The sequence below is a fragment of the Candidatus Margulisiibacteriota bacterium genome, assembly GCA_041650635.1.
Taxonomy (GTDB): Bacteria; Margulisbacteria; WOR-1; order JAKLHX01; family JBAZKV01; genus JBAZKV01.
This window is the reverse complement of the sequence record JBAZKV010000028.1, coordinates 1-18,993: the sequence shown is the minus strand read 5'-3', so window position 1 is coordinate 18,993 and position 18,993 is coordinate 1. Positions and strand designations below refer to the sequence as shown.

21 protein-coding genes are annotated in these 18,993 nt (G+C 50.2%); all 21 read left to right on the top strand.

The window, feature by feature from the left end:
* Nucleotides 1-742, top strand: a 742-nt coding sequence (locus WC490_07325) for a hypothetical protein (GenBank protein ID MFA5098414.1), incomplete at its 5' end; no start/stop codon positions are given.
* Nucleotides 743-816: 74 nt separating this feature from the next.
* Nucleotides 817-3,816, top strand: a complete 3,000-nt coding sequence (locus WC490_07320) for a hypothetical protein (protein MFA5098413.1) — start codon at nucleotides 817-819, stop codon at nucleotides 3,814-3,816.
* A gap of 160 nt (nucleotides 3,817-3,976) precedes the next feature.
* On the top strand, nucleotides 3,977-4,120 hold the full coding sequence (locus WC490_07315; GenBank protein ID MFA5098412.1) for a DUF5679 domain-containing protein: 144 nt from the start codon (nucleotides 3,977-3,979) through the stop codon (nucleotides 4,118-4,120).
* Nucleotides 4,121-7,540 (top strand): DNA polymerase III subunit alpha, encoded by a 3,420-nt coding sequence (locus WC490_07310; GenBank protein MFA5098411.1) that lies wholly within the window; start codon nucleotides 4,121-4,123, stop codon nucleotides 7,538-7,540.
* Between the two features lies 1 nt (nucleotide 7,541).
* A complete protein-coding gene (hisI, locus tag WC490_07305; protein ID MFA5098410.1) occupies nucleotides 7,542-7,883 on the top strand; it encodes a phosphoribosyl-AMP cyclohydrolase in 342 nt (113 codons plus the stop codon).
* Nucleotides 7,884-7,892: 9 nt separating this feature from the next.
* Complete coding sequence (locus WC490_07300) at nucleotides 7,893-8,633, top strand: 50S ribosomal protein L25 (GenBank protein ID MFA5098409.1); 741 nt, start codon at nucleotides 7,893-7,895, stop codon at nucleotides 8,631-8,633.
* 119 nt (nucleotides 8,634-8,752) lie between these two features.
* Nucleotides 8,753-10,015, top strand: a complete 1,263-nt coding sequence (locus WC490_07295) for a flagellar hook-length control protein FliK (protein ID MFA5098408.1) — start codon at nucleotides 8,753-8,755, stop codon at nucleotides 10,013-10,015.
* Nucleotides 10,015-10,335 carry an EscU/YscU/HrcU family type III secretion system export apparatus switch protein gene (locus WC490_07290; GenBank protein ID MFA5098407.1) on the top strand — a complete coding sequence of 107 codons (321 nt, stop codon included), beginning with the start codon at nucleotides 10,015-10,017 and terminating at the stop codon, nucleotides 10,333-10,335. Before WC490_07295 ends, WC490_07290 begins: the two co-directional genes overlap by 1 nt.
* A 116-nt stretch (nucleotides 10,336-10,451) precedes the next feature.
* Complete coding sequence (locus WC490_07285) at nucleotides 10,452-11,201, top strand: flagellar hook basal-body protein (GenBank protein MFA5098406.1); 750 nt, start codon at nucleotides 10,452-10,454, stop codon at nucleotides 11,199-11,201.
* Between the two features lie 22 nt (nucleotides 11,202-11,223).
* Nucleotides 11,224-12,024: a flagellar basal-body rod protein FlgG gene (gene flgG / locus WC490_07280; GenBank protein MFA5098405.1), complete on the top strand. Its 801-nt coding sequence runs from the start codon at nucleotides 11,224-11,226 to the stop codon at nucleotides 12,022-12,024.
* Between the two features lie 3 nt (nucleotides 12,025-12,027).
* A complete protein-coding gene (gene flgA / locus WC490_07275; protein MFA5098404.1) occupies nucleotides 12,028-12,729 on the top strand; it encodes a flagellar basal body P-ring formation chaperone FlgA in 702 nt (233 codons plus the stop codon).
* Complete coding sequence (gene panD, locus WC490_07270) at nucleotides 12,729-13,109, top strand: aspartate 1-decarboxylase (GenBank protein ID MFA5098403.1); 381 nt, start codon at nucleotides 12,729-12,731, stop codon at nucleotides 13,107-13,109. The genes flgA and panD overlap by 1 nt, the downstream gene beginning before the upstream one ends.
* Nucleotides 13,106-13,708 carry a flagellar basal body L-ring protein FlgH gene (locus WC490_07265; GenBank protein MFA5098402.1) on the top strand — a complete coding sequence of 201 codons (603 nt, stop codon included), beginning with the start codon at nucleotides 13,106-13,108 and terminating at the stop codon, nucleotides 13,706-13,708. Before panD ends, WC490_07265 begins: the two co-directional genes overlap by 4 nt.
* A 12-nt stretch (nucleotides 13,709-13,720) precedes the next feature.
* Nucleotides 13,721-14,920 carry a flagellar basal body P-ring protein FlgI gene (locus WC490_07260; protein ID MFA5098401.1) on the top strand — a complete coding sequence of 400 codons (1,200 nt, stop codon included), beginning with the start codon at nucleotides 13,721-13,723 and terminating at the stop codon, nucleotides 14,918-14,920.
* Nucleotides 14,921-15,241: a hypothetical protein gene (locus WC490_07255; protein MFA5098400.1), complete on the top strand. Its 321-nt coding sequence runs from the start codon at nucleotides 14,921-14,923 to the stop codon at nucleotides 15,239-15,241.
* 5 nt (nucleotides 15,242-15,246) lie between these two features.
* Nucleotides 15,247-15,999 carry a sigma-70 family RNA polymerase sigma factor gene (locus tag WC490_07250; protein MFA5098399.1) on the top strand — a complete coding sequence of 251 codons (753 nt, stop codon included), beginning with the start codon at nucleotides 15,247-15,249 and terminating at the stop codon, nucleotides 15,997-15,999.
* A gap of 9 nt (nucleotides 16,000-16,008) precedes the next feature.
* Complete coding sequence (locus WC490_07245) at nucleotides 16,009-16,302, top strand: flagellar basal body protein (protein ID MFA5098398.1); 294 nt, start codon at nucleotides 16,009-16,011, stop codon at nucleotides 16,300-16,302.
* A 3-nt stretch (nucleotides 16,303-16,305) separates the two neighbouring features.
* Nucleotides 16,306-16,743, top strand: coding sequence for a flagellar basal body rod protein FlgC (gene flgC, locus WC490_07240; protein MFA5098397.1), 438 nt, complete (start codon nucleotides 16,306-16,308; stop codon nucleotides 16,741-16,743).
* 12 nt (nucleotides 16,744-16,755) lie between these two features.
* Nucleotides 16,756-17,103 (top strand): flagellar hook-basal body complex protein FliE, encoded by a 348-nt coding sequence (locus WC490_07235; protein MFA5098396.1) that lies wholly within the window; start codon nucleotides 16,756-16,758, stop codon nucleotides 17,101-17,103.
* Between the two features lie 13 nt (nucleotides 17,104-17,116).
* Nucleotides 17,117-18,676, top strand: coding sequence for a flagellar basal-body MS-ring/collar protein FliF (gene fliF, locus WC490_07230; GenBank protein ID MFA5098395.1), 1,560 nt, complete (start codon nucleotides 17,117-17,119; stop codon nucleotides 18,674-18,676).
* A 7-nt stretch (nucleotides 18,677-18,683) separates the two neighbouring features.
* Nucleotides 18,684-18,993: hypothetical protein (locus WC490_07225; GenBank protein ID MFA5098394.1), on the top strand; the 310-nt coding region annotated here is incomplete at its 3' end.

The window sequence follows — 18,993 nt, the reverse complement described above, 5'->3', positions numbered from 1 at the left end:
GAAGAACCCGTCCGGGATCTGGAGCGATCTTTCCAGGCTGTGCGTGGCAGATGAATCTAACAGCCGGGTCCTTATCTATGAATTGTCATCCGGCAGGCCGGTTATTTCGGAGGTCAAAATGAACGATGCCGGGGTTGTTTCGGGCGATATCATAACGCCTTCTCCGGTCATAAAGGCAAAACTTTCTGCCGAAGGGGCGGTGGGAGGAGTCTTTATTGATAATCTCAAGATCATACTGGGCCCGTCCCTTTATACTTATGCTTCATTCGATGCTACGACGGATTCTTACAATCCAACTACCGGGATATTTATATTCAAGAGTAAAAGCATACTTCCGACAGGTGTGTGCGATTTTAGGATAGAGGTGTCGGACTATCTTGGCAACTGGGGGACCTTTGAAGCAGCAGCGCTTACGGTAAAAGACCGGTCCGGAGAAGTTCGTATGGAGGGGGTCCCTCTTAATCATCCAAACCCGTTCAGCACGGCAACGGGAGCTACAAAGATAACTTACACACTTACGGTTGACACCAATATCATGATCTATCTTTTTGATGTTAGAGGAGCCCTTGTTTGGAAAAGAAGCTGCCAGTCAGGCAGTATGGGAGGCAAAGCCGGGTATAACGAGGTTGAGTGGGATGGCAAGGATGACTTTGGAAGCACAGTAGGGAACGGGATATTCCCGTTTAGGATAGTTGCAGGCGCCAAGGTATTGGGGAGAGGAAAGATAGCGGTGCTGGACTAGGGTCAAGGGGCAAGGGTCAAGCCGGAAACCCGTCTACTATACCCTTGACCCTAAACCCTTGACCCAAACAAAATATGCTTAGAAACCTATCTAAAACGACAATTAAACTAAAATCCAAGCGTCTTTGGCTTGGCTTCTACCTTGCCCCCACCATTGCCGCCTTCTCCATTGCCCTTGTGATGATGCCGGGGATAAGGCCTCACGCAATAGATTCGATCGCAAATTCCGCGGCCGATGTCGTCATCGGCCAGCCGGACATGAACTCGAACTGGATAAACCAGGTAGGGTATGGAAAAACATTATTATATCCGGATGCGGTATCTTCTGACGGGACTAGATTGTTTGTGGCTGACAGCGGGAACAGCCGCGTTCTTATCTATAACGCTATACCGACAGTCAGTGATGTATCTGCGGACATAGTTATCGGACAGCCTGATATGATATCTAGTTCAAGAAATCAGGGGGGAAATACGAGGGCTAATACTTTGTATTATCCTCGGGGTGTGTTTTCTGACGGAACAAGATTATTCATTGCGGATACTTATAATAACCGTGTTCTTATCTACAACACCATACCGACAAGCAATAATGCATCTGCGGACGTGGTTATCGGGCAGCCTGATATGATGTCTAATTCAGTGAACCAAGGAGGAAGCGCAGGCGCCGCGACGCTGAATAACCCCTGGTGGATATTTGTTTCCGGAGGGAAATTATTTGTTGCGGACCGGGACAATAATCGCGTCCTTATCTACAGCACTATACCGACAGGCAATAATGCATTGGCGGATGTAGTTGTAGGGCAGCCTGATATGATATCTAATTCGGCAAATCAGGGAGGGGGCGCAGGGGGTGACACTTTGTATTATCCAAGGGGCATCTATTCTGACGGCATAAGACTATTCCTGGCAGATCAATACAACAATCGTGTACTAATATATGACACTATACCGACAAGCAATAACGCATCTGCTGATACAGTGATAGGGCAGCCTGATATGACATCAAATTCAATAAATCAGGGAGGTGGTGTTGGGGATAATACCTTGTATTATCCAAGGGGCATCTATTCTGACGGCACAAAATTATTTGTTGTGGATCAAAACAACAGCCGTGTCCTAGTTTACAACTCGGTGCCGACAGGCGATAACGCATCTGCTGACACAGTGATAGGGCAGCCTGACATGATATCAAATTCAATAAACCAAGGAGGGTCTGCGGGGCCCAGCACCTTGTATTTACCTCGAGATGTATACGCTGCCGGCTCAAGACTATTTGTTGCGGATGAATACAACAACCGTGTCCTGGTCTATGACAGTATCCCCTCATTAAACAATGCTCCTGCCGACCTCGTCATCGGCCAACCGGATTTTACGCATAATCAGATAAACCAGTCGGATGTTGTTATGTCGGGGAGTTTTTACCAGCCCATGGGCTTACGGGTTATCGACTCAAAACTATTTGTCGCCGATTGCCGCAATAACAGGGTTTTGATCTTCAACTCAATACCTTTAACCGACAACCAGGTGGCTGATGCGGCGCTTGGGCAGCCGGACATGACATCCAATACAGCAAATAACGGAGGTGTCTCCTCGAACAGCTTAGCAATTCCGGTAAGTGTCTACAATACCGGCTCTAAATTTTTTGTAGCAGATAATAACAACCACAGGATATTGATCTACAATACTATTCCTGCAACAACCCATGCCGCGGCAGATGTAGTTATAGGACAATCTTCCATGGGCTCAAATGCCGCAAATGACGGCGGCAGTGTTTCGGCGACCGGTTTATATTATCCATACAGTGTTTGCAGCGACGGCACAAAACTATTTGTGGCCGATTATTTAAATAACAGGGTGCTTATTTACAACACGATCCCTACAACAGATCACGCTGCCGCAGATGTTGTGCTGGGACAGCCAAACATGACAACCAATGAGGAAAATTACGGCGGTATCTCGGAGAAAAGTATGTATAATCCCACATGTGTATATACAGACGGCACAAAATTATTTGTGACCGATGATCGAAATCACAGAGTGCTGATCTATAACACGATCCCGGCAACAAATTATGCCGCGGCGGATCTAGTGATCGGGCAGCCGGACATGACATCCAACACGGAAAATAATGGAGGTATTTCCGCAAAAAGCATGTCTCATCCGTATAGTATTTTTACGGATGGCGCAAGATTATTCATAGCTGATTCCGGGAACAACAGGGCACTGGTTTACAACACGATCCCGGCAACAAATTATGCTGCGGCGGATCTAGTGATCGGGCAGCCGGACATGACATCCAATACGGCAAATAACGGCGGCATTTCCTCAAAAACCTTGTCCGGCCCGTTTAACATTTTTGTGGACGGGGCAAAACTGTTTATAGGTGACGCATCTAACAACCGCGTCCTTATATACGATCTGAACACCACTAAACCCGTTATCTCAGATGTCAAAATAAACGAGGCAGGAGTGGTGTCAGGAGATGCCATTAATTCTATTCCCATACTTAAAGCAAAACTATCAGGCTCAGGAACTGTTGGAGGAGTGTATATAGATAATCTTAAGATAACCCTTGGCTCAACACTGTATACATATGCCTTATTTGATGCTTCTACTGATTCATATAATTCAACCACAGGCATATTCACATTCAAAGTTAAGAACGAACTGGTACCTGGCAAGTATGACCTTAAGATAGAGGTATCGGACTATCTGGGGAACTGGGCAACCTATGAGGCAACCGACCTTGAGGTAAGAGCAGGGTCTGAGGCAGAGATAATAGGGGCACCTCTTAATTACCCGAATCCATTCAATACAACGACAGGGACAACAAAGATAACATACAACCTTACAGTGGACAGCAATATATTGGTGTATGTCTTTGATGTAAGAGGAGCCTTGGTGTGGAAGAGGAGCTACTCAACCGGGAGTATGGGAGGGAAAGCAGGGTACAATGAGGTTGAGTGGGACGGCAAGGATGACTTTGGGAGTACAGTAGGGAACGGGATATACCCGTTCAGAATAGTTGCAGGTGCCAAGGTATTGGGGAGAGGAAAGATAGCAGTGCTTGATTAGGGTCAAGGGGCAAGGGTCAAGCCGGAAAACCGTCTACTATACCCTTGACCCTACACCCTTGGCTGCCTTCAGCCGTAAGCCCTTGCCCCAACTTCAGCTCTATAGTATCATTGGTTCTTTGGATAGTGTGCTAAAATATCAGAGCAAAGGGGGTGATGTGATGGAAGCGTACTGCGTAAAATGCAAGTGCAAGAAAGAGATGAAGGATTGCAAGGAAGTGAAACTTAAGAACGGCAAACCCGCCACTTCGGGCGCCTGCCCGACCTGCGGGACAAAGATGTTCAGGATCGGAGCGGCAAAATAAATGTCTTTCAGTCCAAAGGATTTTGCTCATCTCCATGTTCACAGCGAATTCAGTCTTCTTGACGGGGCGAGCCGGGTCGAGGATATAGTAAGGGCGGTAAAACGGTTAGGGATGGATGCTGTTGCCATAACGGACCACGGCAACATGTACGCCGCGGTAAAGTTCTTTATGGCGGCAAAAAAAGAAGGCATCCATCCCGTGATCGGTTGCGAAGCCTATCTGGCTCCCCGCACCAGGTTCGACAAGTCCACAAAAGAGGACAGGTCCCCTTTCCACATTACACTCCTTGCCAAAAATACCGACGGCTATTTAAATCTCATAAAACTGGTCACCGCGTCCAATTTTGAGGGTTTCTACCAAAAGCCTAGGATAGACCTTGAGCTCCTTAAAAAGCATTCGAACGGGCTTGTGGTCCTCTCCGGCTGCATAGCCGGTCTTATCCCCAGGCTCATAATGGAAGAGAAGTACGATGAAGCCGGCAGCAAAGCGGCCGAATTTAAGGAAGTGCTTGGCGCAGATTTTTATCTGGAAATGATGGACAACGGTATCCCCGAGCAAAAGACCATAAACAGGGAACTTCTAAAGATATCCAAGAAGCTGGACATCAAAGTGGCCGCCACGAACGACTCCCACTACACGGAAAGAAAGGATGCAAAAGCGCAGGATGTGCTGCTATGCATTCAAACCGGGCGCTTCATTGATGAAGAAGACCGTATGCGCTTCGGAGGGGAAGAGTTCTATTTAAAATCGGCGCTGGAAATGCATGAGCTTTTTAAGGAATGCCCGGAGGCGCTGACCAACACAAAAGAGATCGCCGAAAAGTGCAGGCTTGAGATAGAGACCGGCAAGCTGCATCTGCCAGAATACGAAGTGCCGGAGGGCTATACCTCATTCTCATATCTAAAACAATTGGCAAAAGAAGGGCTGATAAAACGGTATGGCTCTAAACCTTCTAAAGAGGCCATTGACAGGCTTGAGTATGAGCTGGGAGTTATAGAAAAAGTGGGATATGCCCCTTTCTTCCTTATAGTATCGGATTTTACCAACTATGCCAAACAGCAGGGGATAGAGGTCGGTCCCGGCAGAGGTTCGGCCGCAGGGAGCATTGTGTCGTATTCTATCGGGATCACCGAAGTAGAACCTCTTAAGTACGGACTTATATTTGAAAGGTTCCTAAATCCGGACCGTGTCACCATGCCCGACATAGATGTGGATTTCTGCTTTGAAAGAAGGCAGGAGATAATAGAATATGTTTCAAAAAAGTACGGCCAGAGCAATGTGGCGCAGATAATCACCTTTGGCACCATGGCCGCCAGGGCCGCCATAAGGGATGTTGGAAGGGTGCAGAGAGTCCCTCTGGCGGAAGTTGACAGGATAGCCAAGCTGATCCCCCAGGGGCCGGATGCGTCGATAGATAAGGCCATGAAAGAGGTCAAAGAGCTTAAAGGCATGTACGAGGCAGATCCTTCGGTAAAGAACCTCATTGATACGGCAAAAACCCTTGAAGGGCTGACGCGCCATGCAAGCGTACATGCCGCAGGAGTGGTCATTTCCAACAAGCCGCTTACCGAATATGTGCCGCTTTCCCTTATGAATGAGACTCAGACGGTGACGCAGTATCCCATGGAAGACCTAGAAAAGATCGGGCTGCTCAAGATGGACTTTTTGGGGCTGCGCAACCTGACCATGATAGCTCATGCCACCAAACTCGTTAAGAGCACAAAAGGGATCGAACTGGATGTCCTTGGTCTGCCTCTGGATGACCGCAGCACCTACGACCTTTTGTGCAGGGGAGAAACTATCGGCATCTTTCAGCTTGAGAGCCACGGCATGCGCCGCCTCATAAAAGAACTGAGGCCTGAAAAGTTTGAGGAGGTTATCGCGCTGCTGGCGCTTTACCGTCCGGGACCGCTCGAAAGCGGGATGGTGGAGGATTTTACCAAGAGAAAGCACGGCAAAGTGCCGGTCAAATATGAGCTCCCTGAGCTTGAGCCGGTCCTTAGCGAGACCTACGGAGTGATCCTTTATCAGGAACAGGTGATGAGGATAGCTTCCTCCGTGGCGGGTTTTACTCTTGGAGAAGCGGATGTCCTGCGCTGGGCCATGGGCAAGAAGAAGACGGCCCTCATGGCAAAGCAGAGGCAAAAGTTCATTGAGGGCGCGGTAAAGCTCGGCACCCCCCAGAAAAAAGCGGAAGAGCTCTTTGCCCTGGTCGAAAAATTCGCGGGGTACGGGTTTAACAAGTCGCACAGCACTTCTTACGCGGTTATTTCTTACCAGACCGCTTATCTTAAGGCCAATTATCCGGTGGAGTTCATGGCGGCCCTGCTCACCTCGGTTACCGGGGTGACGGACAAGGTAGTGTTTTATGTCTCGGAATGCAGAAGGATGGGGATAAAGGTCCTCCCTCCAGATGTCAATCAAAGCGCCAAGGACTTTACTGTGGAAGGACAGGCAATACGCTTTGGGCTTGCGGCCATAAAGAATGTCGGGATAGGAGCGATAGAGTCTATAGTTGCGGCAAGGCAGACGGGAGGCCCTTTCTCGTCCCTTTCGGACCTGTGCCGAAGGGTCGATCTGAGGCAGGCCAATAAAAAAGTCCTGGAGAGCCTGATCAAGGCGGGTGCCATGGACTGCTTTAAGCTGAGGCGCTCGGCTCTTTTGTCGGGGCTCTCGTCAGTGACCTTGAGGGCGCAGAAAGAAGGGGCAGGGCAATCGAGACAGTCAGCTCTTTTTGATCTTAAACTTTCTGTGGGAGGCAGCGAAAACCTTTGCGAAGAAGAGCCGGAATTTTCGCCTCCCCAGCTTTTGCGGATGGAAAAGGATGTTCTTGGCTTTTACCTGTCGGACCATCCTCTGCACCATATAGGAGATGCTCTTACAAAAAGGGCTGCCATTCCAATAGCCGAGGCGCTTGAGAAAGGGGAAGGCGCTGTTGTCAGACTTGGCGGGATAATGGTCGGGTCAAAAAAAATAACGACAAAAAAGAAGGACCTGATGCTGGTGGCGGTTCTGGAAGACCTTACAGGAGCGATGAGAGTGGTGGTGTTTCCCAGGACCTATGAAAAATATTCCAATCTTCTTGGAGAGGACACTCCTGTTATCCTGTCCGGCAGGCTGGACTTTAAGGATGACGAACCCCAGCTCATCTGCGAGTCGGCCGAGCTACTGGACAGTCCCGCTGCCTCAAGGTTCCTGCACATAAGACTGGACGAGAGGGTTAAAGTTGAGAACCTTAAAAGGATAAAGGACCTTCTTTCCATAAACGGGGGTTCCGATAAGGCCTTTTTTCACATGAACGGCAGCGTGGTATCGGCAGGCGACCGGTTCGCGTTCAATATTACCCCGGACCTTGTTGACAGGATCGAAAGGATCAACGGAAAAGACTCGGCCTGGATATCTTTTGATAAGGAGAAATAAGATGGACATGACTCAGGATGAGCTTAAGGGCCTCAAAATAAAGTTTAACAACGAAGGGCTGGTCCCGGCCATTGCGCAGGATCACAAGACCGGAGAGGTGCTGATGCTGGCTTATATGAACCGGGAAGCGCTTGAGCGCACGGTCAAAGAAAAAAAGGCCTGGTACTGGAGCAGGAGCAGGAACAAGTTCTGGATGAAAGGGGAGCAGTCGGGGCATATCCAGGACGTTAAAGAGGTATATTACGACTGCGATATTGACGCTATACTGCTCAAGGTAGACCAGACCGGACCTGCATGCCACACGGGCAACCGCAGTTGTTTTTACCGAAAAATTAAGATATAATTTCTATATATGATGAAAAAGATCCAGATAGAGGCCAAGTCAAGGGACCAAAAAGCAGCAGCCGTGCGAAGGGCCGGCCTTATACCCGCCGTAGTCTACGGCAAGGGAATGGAGCCTGTTTCCGTGTCGGTTGACAGCAAAGGTTTTATGGCTGTGATGAGGGGGAGCGCCGGAAAGAACGCCCTTATCACTCTCAATGTTGAACAGAAGAGCGGAAAGACCAGCTTTCCGGTGCTTGCACACGATATTGAGTCCGATGCCATTACTGACAAAGTCACTCATATAGACTTCTTAAAAGTGGACCTTGAGAAGGAAATACGCACCAAGGTGCCTGTTGTCCTAACAGGGGAGGCCGAAGGTGTCAAACTTGACGGCGGCATCCTTGTTCAGGCAATAAGACAGCTTGAGGTCAAGTGTCTTCCTACCGCCATTCCTGACAAGATAGAGGTGGATGTTACTACTCTCAAGATCGGCGCTTCGATACATGTTTCTCAGGTGGTCCCTCCAAAAGGCGTCTCTATCACTTCTTTTGGAGAGGATGTTGTTGTCACTGTTTCGGCTCCTGCCAAAGAAGAGGAAGTTGCTGCTCCTGTTGAAGCTGCTGCTGTTGCAGGGGAGGTCCCAGCGGCCGAAGCCGGCGCTGCCGGCGCCGCTGCAGCTCCCGGAGCCCCTGCCGCTGCCGGAGCCGCCGCGCCTGAGGCCGCAAAGACCGATGCCAAGGCAAAAGCCGCGCCGAAACAAGGCAAATAGTTCCGCATCACTGTTGTATTTCCCTGCAAGATTCTTCTCTCATAGTACGATAGATACTTAGAACCCCCTTGTTTGACAATATATCTATTTGGGGTTATCATTTTTTGGGGTAAAAGGATATGGCGGACAATTTTGCTGCTGCTGGAGGAGGTATCCACCCGGGCAAACCGGTGATCTGGCCTTCGGGCGTAAAAGCCAACACTTCCGGGGACGCGGCTCCCGCAAAAGAGGCCGCCGCAAAGACCCCGGTTGCCCAGACCGAGATGCAGGCCCAGACACAGGCACCCGCCCCGCTAACCGCCCAGAGAACAAGCGTCGCAAGACAGCTCACAGTATCGGACCTGAAAGCCCACCTTTTATCGATGCAGCTGCCCGACACGGAGGCAAATGTTAAGCTTGCTTCCCTCATGCTTAAATTCGGCATCGAGCTTTCCAGAGAGAACTTTGGCAGAGCCCTGTCACTGCTTGACGGCACCGACAAGGCGGTAAACACCCAGGAGGCCGCGCTGGTCCTTATCCTTAAGGGCGTGGATGCACCCAAAGGGGCGCTGAGAGCGCTGGCAAATCAGTTTTCTGAAAACCCTTCCATGGCTTCTCAGCTTCTTTCCGCCAAAGAATCCTTTGCAAACCTTTCGGCGGCGATAGCCGCCAATCCGACGCTGCTGTCATCTTCGGTCCTGACCAATGTATCGGCTCTCATCTCCCAGTTCATGAACATGATAGAGGACCTTCCCAAAAAGTATAAGTTCACTACCGAAGGACTTCCGCTAATAGACAGGCAGGACCTTCTAAGCGATGTGCGCAGCATGAAAGCCCTGCTGGAGGGCCTCCAGGAAAAAGCGATGGGCAAGTCCCAAGGCTCAACGCTGGAAGGCGAATCCTTTATTTCCTCTCTAATGTCTTCCATCAATAAAATGAACGGCCTTTTGGATAATCTGATGGCCCAGGCTTTGCTGAGCCAGAAACCGGCCAAGGAAAATCTAGGCCAGGAGAACTATCTCTATTACCAGGTGCCCAACAGCCTTGTCAAACCTCCTAGCACGGTGGACATAATAATCAAGCAGGAGCAGGGCAGGAGCGCTTCGATAGATCCAAAGAACACCCAGCTGGTCATAGGGCTTGAAACGCAGAGTCTTGGCAAGATAGTGGTATCTCTTACCGTAAAGAACAAGGACCTTAAGTTCATTTTCAACACCGAGTATGAGGATGTCAAAAAGCTGGTCGAGGAAGAGAGCAAAACGCTGAAAAAAGCCCTCAACAGCAAAGACTATAATGTTCAAAACCTCATGGTAAAGCTCAGCCCTTCGATGGCGATGATCAAGCCCTATCTTTTACCGCTCCTGGGACTGGAGCACCTGTTCAGGATAGATACGGAGGCGTAATGGCGGAAGAAGACAACAAAAAAAAGACGGCTATAGCCATCCGCTATGAGATGGACAAGGATTCGGCCCCTCTTATTGTTGCTTCGGGCAAAGGAGTGGTTGCCGATGAGATATTAAGGATAGCGGAAGAGAACAAGATCCCGCTGCACGAAAATGCCGGCCTTGCATCAATGCTTTCCAAGCTGCAGATCGATATGCCTGTTCCTCCCGAACTATATGTGCTTGTGGCCGAGGTCCTGTTCTTTGTCTACCAGCTGGACAGGATGGCCGCTAAAAAAGAAAAACTGTTCAAAAAGATTAGAAAAGACAGCCGGAAATAATCTTTCTTGCTATCTTTTACCCCCGTGCTATAATTCAGGCAGATCTTTCTTGCTTTTTCTTGACCCTTGTGTATAATATATAAAAATATATATAGCGAAAGGTACGGAGACTGTAAATGACCGACAGGATACTCGAAATAGGAAGAAGAGGCCTTGACACAACGGACCAGAATGTCAAGGCAATGATGAACAATATAGTCAATGCGCAGACGCCGGGCTTTAAAAAGAGCCAGGTCCAGGTCAATTCTTTTCCCGTGATGCTCCAAAAAGCCCAGAACAAGTCTGCGGGAGCTCAGGCAATGGTCCCGGAAGTAAAAAGCGTTCAGCAGGATAAAACCCACGGAGCGCTTCTGCGTACCGGTTCTCCTACGGACCTTGCCGTGGTCGGGGAAGGGTACTTTGCTCTGGAAGGCGCTTCCGGAGAGCTGTACACCAGGGACGGGAGGTTTACTCTGGATGAGAACGGCGTGCTAAAGTCGGTTTCGGGCAGGAACCCGGTTCTCGGACAGGGAGGCTCTATCGCCGTCGTTCCGGGCTCGTCAATAGAGATCATGCAGAACGGCGACATAATGTCCGACGGGGCAAAGATCGACACCATGAAGATAGTTGTTTTTGAGGACCCGTCCAAACTGGAGTCGGTCAACAATGTTGTCTTTAAGGTCCCGGAGAACGGCTCTCTGATCTACTCCGTGAACGAGAACCCCAGGGTCCTGCAGGGTTATATCGAGGCTTCAAATGTGAACATCATGGACGAGATGATGCAGATGATCTTTTTGCAGAGGGTGTACGGCTTTGATGCCAAGATCATACAAACAAGGGATGCCTCTCTTACAAGGTCCCTTGAAATGGGGCGTCCCGCCCAATGACGGATAAAAGGAGGTAACGATCATGTTCCAACCGCTCTATGTCGCGGCAACCGGGCTCAACACATTTCAGGACGAAATGATAGACATCTCCAACAATCTTGCGAATGCAAAGACCGTGGCATTTAAAAAGGGCAGGACGGAAAAGGAAAGCCTGCTTTATGTGGAAAAAACCTTTGATTCAAAACTTGCCGAGGCGATAAAAAAGGCCAACGGCCTTTCCTCCGATTCCCTTGAATATGGGACCGGCGTAAGAGTGACATCTACCCGCAAGGATTTTATGCAGGGCACGATCGAAACCACCAACCAGCCTATGGACCTTGCAATACAGGGCGAAGGTTTTTTTCAGCTTACTCTTGCCGACGGAACTCCGGCCTACACCAGGGCAGGGAACTTCCACATTGATAACCAGGGCAATGTTGTGGACCCCAACGGAAGGATGATGGACCCTCCGATAACGATCCCCGAGGGCACTACATCAGTATTGGTCAAGCAGGACGGCACCGTACTGGTCTATATCAATAACTCTTCGGAAGCCACAGAAATAGGGCAGCTTGTCCTTGCTAAATTCCCTAACGCTCCCGGACTCAAGAGCATCGGGCAGAACCTGTTCGCTCAGACTGATTCGTCCGGAGAGCCTCTGTTCGGCAACCCGACGCAAGACAACTTCGGCTACATTCAGCAGGGAGCTCTTGAGCAGTCCAATGTGGATGTTATTTCCGAAATGATGAGGATGATAATGGTCCAGAGGGTGTTCGACACCGTCACAAAGGCAGTGTCAAGTTACGAAGCAATGCTTACCACCCTTGAAAGGATGAAGGGCTAAAGCGTGAGGCGATTAGCGGTTTGCCTGGTCCTGTTGACGGCTCTTCTGGGACAGGCCGAAGCGGGGCTTGAGGATTCCGTTAGACAGCAGGTCAAAGACTGTATAATATCAAGGGATGCCGGGCTCAAGGATTCAAGGATCGAGATCGAGCTGAAAAGCTCAGGTGTTCTGGAGCGTTACAAAAAGAGGACCGGCGGGGGTTTTTCGGTAAAACTGGACTACCCCGTCAACCAGAAACTCTCGGGAAGCGCGGTCCTTCCGGTAAAGATATATGAAAAGGGCAAGTACAAAGAAACGGTCTATCTGCAGTCCAGGATAAAAATAATGAAGAATGTTCTTGCAGTTTCGGATAAAATAAGGAAAGGGGAGGTCTTTACTTCCTTGAATACGGACTATGTTGAAAGGGACATCTCCCACCTTCCTGCCGGTATCGTCTTTGACAGGGCCAGGGTGGAAGGCAAAGAGTCGGTGACCCTGATGCCCAAGGGGACGCTGGTACTGGAATGGATGGCAAGAAAGATCCCGGATGTGGTAAAAGGAAGAGAGATCACGGTTTTTTCTGTCCGAGGGGATATTTTGGCCGGCGCCTCCTGCACCGCGCTTGAGGACGGCTATATTGGGCAGAAGATCAGGTTTAAGAACACTCCCTCGAACAAGGTTATTGAGGCCTATATAACGGGGCCTTCGGAGGCGCAGATAAGATGATATTCAGGCAGCTAATGAGGGCCAAGATACACCGCCTTACCATTACAGATGCAAGGCTGGATTACGAGGGCAGCATCACTGTGGACCAAGATCTGCTGGACCTTGCCGGCATTCTGGATGGGGAAAAGGTCCAGATTGTGAACGTTAACAACGGCAGCCGTCTTGAGACCTATGTGATGAAAGGCAGAAGAAAGTCCGGGACGGTATGCCTTAACGGGGCCGCGGCAAGGCTGGGGGCCAGAGGTGATATAATAATTTTGATAACCTATGCATTGGTGAGCGAGGACGAAATAAAATCCTTTCGGCCGACGGTCGTGCTGGTGGGCCCAAACAACAGAGCCAGGAAAACCTTGAGATCCGGGAAAGGAGCGGGAAGATGAAACTGCACAGGCCGTCATTTTTTCTGCTTCTGCTTGCTTTTTTGTTTTTCTCTACGGGAAACTGCAGGGCTGATTCCATTTTTAGGCAGGAGCTTCCTTCTCCTTATTCAACGCAAAAAATGTACAAGGTGGGGGATGTAATAACTATACTGATACTGGAAACAACCTCAGCCGTGCAAAAAGCCGGCACGGACACGCAGAACCAGGACAACCTGAGCGCGAGCTTTTCCCACACCATTGAGAGAATAACCGGCACCATAGCTCCCAACAATTCGGCAAGCGCGGCCTGGGGCAACAAATATAAGGGGGCGGGTGCAACTACCAGGACCAGCAATGTTATCGCGGCTGTATCTGCCCAGGTGTCAGATATCGAGCCGGGAGGCAACCTCAGGATAATGGGACACCATAAGGTATCGGTTAACGAGGAAAAACAGGACATAATGATCAAAGGCGTGATCAGGACCAAGGATATCACCAGCTGGAACACCATCTATTCTTACCAGGTGGCCGATGCTGATATTTCGGTAAAAGGTGTAGGAACTGTTGGGACGGCTTCGACGCCCGGGGTGATAACCAGGATCCTGGACATGATCTTTTAAGGGAGGAGCGGCATGAAAAGAACGGCTCTTTTGTTTTTATCGCTGGCCTTATCGGCGCTCTTTCTTTTTCCCTGCGCTTTATATGCGGCATCTCCTCAGGCAAGGATAAAGGATATTGCCACCATCCAGCAGGCCCGCGATAATCAGCTGATGGGTTTCGGGCTTGTTGCGGGGCTTCGCCATACCGGCGACAGCCAGCAGACCGAGTTCACAAAACAGGCGCTTACAAACCTTTTGAGCGCGATGGGTCTTCAGGCTCCCAGCCCGATCTCACGGTCCAATACCAATCCCATCTATAACTATTCGGACATACCAAAGAACAAGGAATTTAAATCGAGGAACGTGGCCGCTGTCATGGTCACGGCTACCCTTCCGCCGTTCTTAAAACCCGGGCAAAAAATAGATGTGACGGTATCTTCGTTGGGGGATGCGACCAGCCTTAGGGGCGGTACGCTGCTGCTTACTCCGCTCCAGGGCCCCGACGGAGTTGTATATGCGCTGGCTCAGGGATCCGTATCTTTGGGAGGCGCTTCGTCCGGGGCAGGTCTGCTGCCGATGAACAGAGAAGTGACGACGGTTGCCAGGATCCCCGGGGGAGGGATAGTTGAAAAAGAAGTGCGTGTGGGGATCGAAGAGCCTTTGTCCTCCGAGTACCCGGAAGGGGCAAAATATAAAGGGTCCGGCACGCTTTCAACCCTGACTGTTCTTTTGAACGAACCCGATTTTACCACAGCCTCAAGAGTGGCCTATACGATAGCCAAGAAAGGCTATGACGCCCGGTCTTCGGACGCCTCCGCGGTAATGGTGGTGGTTGAGCCCGGTACGGACCTGGTATCTCTGATCTCGACTATAGAGAACCTCCGGGTAGTTCCGGATGTTAAAGCTAGGATAGTGGTTAACGAGCGTACCGGGACCGTTGTTATAGGCGAAAATATCAGGATAGCGCCGGTGGCCGTGTCTTACGGAAATTTTACGGTGCAGATAGGCAATGTTACTGTTGCCTCGGAAGGTTTGGGAGGTGCGGATATCTCGACCGCAAGCCTCAGGGTCAAGGAGAACATAAAAAAACTATCGGCAGTCTCTTCCGGGTCCAGCCTTAACGATCTTATCAAGGCTCTCAACAGCCTGGGTGCGGCCCCGAGGGACCTGATAGCCATACTCCAGGCCATAAAAGCTTCGGGCGCGCTTAACGCCGAAATAGAGGTAATATAAGTGAGCTCTTTTATCCCGTCCATAGACCCGATGGCAGGGCTTAATGCGGCAGAAATGATCCAGGGCCGGTCATTGAACAGGGAGACCGCGGCAAAGGAATTTTCTTCCGTTTTCCTTCAGCAGCTTCTTTCCGAGGCGTTCAAGCCCCAGGGGACTGAGCTTTGGGGTTCTACCGATATGTTCCCTTCTTATGCGGAGCTTTTTACCGGCCAGATGATAAAACAGCTCGCGGCAGATGATGCGTTCGGGTTTAATGAACTGATAAATGAAACTGTTGCAAAAAGAATGGTCGATGCCGGCAAAGAGGAAGGGACTTTTTGACAAGGATGGCAAAACAAACTGCCAAACCCAAAAAAAAGGAACAGCCGCAGGCGGTAAGGACCGCCGGCGCGCTCGAGGTCTATGTTCCTCTTGTTCATTCTATAGCAGCGATGATAGCAGGAAAGGGACTTCCCCCCAACATTGATTTTAACGACCTGGTGAGCGACGGGATGATAGGCCTCATGAAGGCCTGGGACAACTTTGACCCCAAAAGGGGAGTTAAATTTGAGACATATGCCTCTTACAGGGTAAGAGGGGAGATCCTTGACGGCCTTAAGTACTATAATCCCGTTCCTTACAGGATCCAGGTGATGATACGCGATCTTGCCAAAAAAGGCTACAGCGCCGTGGTAAAAAAGAGCGCCGAACTCGAAGGCCTCTCCGCCAAAGAGGTCAAGATGCTCGAGAAGAAAAAACTGACGGAAGAGGAGTTCAAGACAGCCGTTTCAAAGATCAAAAGGATAGTATCGGCCTCGGCCCTTATGTACCTGGTTTCCCTTGACCAGGTGCTGGACGGGTCCGAGATACAGGTGTCCGGGGAAACAACACCGGTGGACGAACTGGAGTGGAAGGATTTGCAGACCAGGCTGAACGCGGCCATAGAAGAACTGCCTGGGATGGAGAAAAAGATACTGAAGCTGTTCTACAGGAAGGGCGTTAACCAGAAAGACATAGCAAAAGACCTTAAGCTTTCGCGCAGCAAGGTGAACCGGGTCATTGCGCGGGCGATCTATAAGCTGAGAGAAAAACTCAAATAGGGGAGCGGCATGGAGATATTTGATCCGACTTTCGGAAGCCTCGAAAATGCGATGGGTAATTCTTCCAAGATCCAGGAAGTCGTTGCCCATAACATCGCAAACGCAAAGACCCCCGGCTATGAAGCGCTCAAGTTTGATGAAACGCTCGACAAAGCGGTAAAGCGCCTGGAAAAGAGGGATGTAAGCCTTGAAGAAGAGATGGCGGACATGGCAAAAAACAATGCCAGGTATTCGGCTTTTTCCAAGATGCTTACGGCAAAACTGGCTGTTTTAAGGGCGGTCGTTACCCAGGGGAGAAAGTGATAGATGAGCATTAACCGTGCCATGGATATTTCTGTAAGCGGGATACTGGCGGAAAAAGCGCATATGGAGCTTATAGCAAGCAACATGGCCAATATCAATACAACCCGGACCCAGGACGGCGGCGTCTACAAAAGAAAAGTCGCGGTCTATGCGGAGTCGCCGCTCTCTTTTGAGAGCCAGCTTTCCAGGGCGCAGAAAAAGCTTTCGGGAGGTCCCGGAGGGGTTTTAGTCAAGGTCGTTGACGACAAGGCTTCGCCCATGCAAAAGGTCTACAACCCGGGGCATCCGGACGCGGATGTCAATGGTTATGTTTCGCTTCCCAATGTAAGCCTGGCAACCGAGATGACGGACCTGATCTATTCCAGCAAGCTTTATGAAGCCAACATCACTGTCTTTAATGCGGCAAAAAAAATGGGGCAGGACGCCCTGCAGATCCAGTAAGGAGAAAAGAAAATGGCAGAACCTGTTGGAAGGATAAGCCCCGAACTGATGGCCCAGATAATGGGAACGGAAAACACTTCTGCTGCTGAGCCGGCAAAAGGTCCCGCCGGCAATCAGGAAATAAAGACTTCATCTTCTATCTTTGATGATATGCTCAGCAAGGCGGTGAACGCGCTGGAGGGAGTGAGCAACACAGAGGCTGCCGCCAACCAGGCAATGGAAAGTTATATCAGAGGAGATATGGATGTGTCCGAGGTGATGGTGGCTACCGCCAAAATGAACATAGCGGTCCAGTTGGCGGTGACCACAGTGACCTCGGCGGTGAATACTTTTAAAGAAATAACCCAGATGCAGATATAGTATGGAGGAATAAATGGGGGAATCAGCTCTAAGGGACAACAGGCAGCTGTCGATCTTTATCTCGGTCGGGCTGGTGTTCGTAATAATAATAGCCGTGCTTGCGGTCCGCTCCTGCGCCCCAAAAGACCCTAACGCGGGTTATACAGTGGTCTATTCCAACCTCGATCTTAAAGATGCGGCCAATGTTGTGACGCAGTTAAAGGCTCTCAAGATACCCTACCAGATAAGGGACAACGGAAAAGCGATCGCAGTTCCCAAGGGCAAAGCTGATGAGGCAAGGCTGGGGCTGGCGGAAAAGAGCATTCCTTCGGGAGGAGTGGTGGGTTGGGAGATCTTTGACCAGTCCAAGCTTGGGACCACCGATTTTGACAGAAGGGTGCAGTTTGTCAGGGCTATCTCGGGAGAGCTGGCGCGCACTATCAGCCGCATTGATTCGGTAGAAGATGCCAGGATACAGATAGTGATACCAAAGACAGAGCTTTTTGAGGTAACAAAAGCTCCTGTTACTGCCTCGGTCCTGCTGCAGCTAAAGACAGGGAGGGTCCTTTCCCAGGAACAGATCAGCGGAATAGTCCATCTGGTGGCGGGCAGCGTGGAAAACCTGCGCCCGGAAAATGTGATTATCGTGGATATCTACGGCAACATATTGAGTGGTCCAAAGACTGCCGTAGCAGAGAATCAGGAAGAGATGCGGACAACTCCTATGGAAGTCTATTTTCCGAAAACGGCCGAAGTTTCCGCCTCTTTTGAAGCTCCAAGCCTGGAAGCAAAGCCTCTGCTTCAGCCGGCAGAAGTTGTTCCCGTAATTACCAAAGAAGTGACTTCGCTTCCTGCTGCGCCAAAGGAGTCACGCCCAGAAAAACCGGATGAATTAGAGATCCTTAAGCAGAAGGAAGCCTACGAAAATGAACTTTCCAGCAAAGTGCAGACCCTGGTCAATAATTTTTATCCGCCGAACAGCATCCTGATAAAGGTCAATGTTGAATACGGCTCTGCAGCCAAAAAACCGATGCCGGCCAAAACATCCCAAAAACAGACCAAAGCGGCAAAAAAACAGCCGGCCAAAAAAGCCGCAGCGGCAAAGGCAGCCAAGGTCAAAAGACTTACCGTTATCGTGCTTGTGGACAACAGGTTCAACCTTACCGCTGCCCTCAAAAAGACCACTTTTGAGACCATAGCAGGAGCCCTTCCCTACAACAGGAAAAGGGGAGACAGGATAATACTGAGAAAAGTTCCTTTCCATTATGCCACGGAGTTTTCGAAGGGGGCTGTTGATCCCGGCGTGTTCTCTTCCGACAGGGACCCTATACTGGGGGCGATAAAAACTCTCAGCAGGTACAGGCAGGAATTGGCCTGGATGTCGGGAGGCCTTGCCCTGCTTTTGGTGTCGCTCATTTTAGTTAGGCTTGTTTCCAGAAGAAAAAGAAGGGCGCTCGAAAGAAAGAAGTCAGACGACAGGGTCCAGACCCAGGGAGGAGGAGCCATTGAACAGATGAGGGATGCGGTCGGCAGGTCTCCGGACAGGGTGGCGGAACTGCTAAAAAAATGGCTGTCAGAGGAAAAGGGGAAGTGACAATAAAATGACGCTAAGCGGACGGGAAAAAGCTACTATTCTGCTCTCGCTGCTCGGGCCCGAGCTTGCCGAAAGGATATTGTCCTTTCTTCCCGAAGACCTGGCAGATCTTATAACGGGAGGCATAAACAGGCTTCCGACGCCTTCTTCAGATGCGATCAAGACCGTGCTTGATGAGTTTGCCGGATTTGTTGCCCTGCCGGAAGGACCGTCTGAAGAGAGGCTGCCCCCCTTACGGGAAGACTTTGTAAAGACAGACCAAGAAAGCCCCCCGGCACAAAACAACGCTTCGGACCAGGTCTTGTATTCGCATCCAA